This window comes from Tepidimonas sp. (genome assembly GCF_046292505.1).
In the GTDB taxonomy this organism is placed as follows: Bacteria; Pseudomonadota; Gammaproteobacteria; order Burkholderiales; family Burkholderiaceae_C; genus Tepidimonas.
Map to the genome: position 1 here is coordinate 1 of NZ_JBKBQX010000154.1, position 859 is coordinate 859.

An 859-nucleotide genomic window follows, 5' to 3' on the forward strand; every position below is an offset into this window, starting at 1 on the left:
AGCATCGCCCCCCGCGGCGTAGTCTTGTCCAGCGCCCGGCGCTTGCCCGGGCGCATCGCCACATGCCAGTTCACTGGGATGTCTTGGGTCTCGGCCCGCTTGTTCACGCCCTGGTAGCCCGCATCGGCAAAGACATCGGTTTCTTTGCCGTGCAGCAGCGCATGCGCCTGGGTGACGTCGTGCGCGTTGGCCGCCGTGCCCACCACCGTATGCACCAGGCCCGAGTCGGCGTCCACCCCGATGTGGCATTTCATGCCAAAGTGCCATTGGTTGCCTTTCTTGGTCTGATGCATCTCGGGGTCGCGCGTGCCGGTGCTGTTTTTGGTGGAGCTGGGTGCGGCAATCAGGGTGGCATCGACCACGGTACCGGTCTTGAGCAGCAGGCCGCGCTGAGCGAGCACGGCGTTGACCGCTGCCAGGATCTGCGTGCCCAGGTCGTGGGCTTCGAGCAGGTGGCGAAAGCGCAGGATGGTGCTCTCATCCGGCACGACATCCACCCCCAGGTCCAGACCAACAAAGCTCGCCAGCAGCGGCGTGTCGTACAAGGCTTCCTCCACCGCCGGGTCCGACAGACCAAACCATTGCTGCAGAAAGTGAATCCTCAAAAGCTTCTCGACCGCAAAGGCAGGACGCCCACCCTTGGGACCCGCCTTCGGCGCATACGGCTCGATGAGTGCGACCAACTCTGCCCACGGCACCACACGGTCCATCTGTTCCAAAAACGCACGCTTGCGGGTGCGCTTGGTGCGCAGCTCAAAGCCCGTATACATCGGCGCCTGAAGACTCATCTGGGCGGTGTCAAGTACCAAGTGCAACGGTGGAATCACTGAAGGGAGTGGCTGGCTTGGGTGACCCTCTG

The 859-nt window shown here is 63.3% G+C and carries 1 protein-coding gene; it reads right to left on the minus strand.

Annotated elements, in window-relative coordinates; translation table 11 throughout:
• On the minus strand, positions 1-770 hold a 770-nt coding region (locus ACK4TH_RS12420; protein ID WP_409626899.1), incomplete at its 3' end, for an IS5 family transposase.
• Positions 771-859 lie beyond the last annotated feature (89 nt).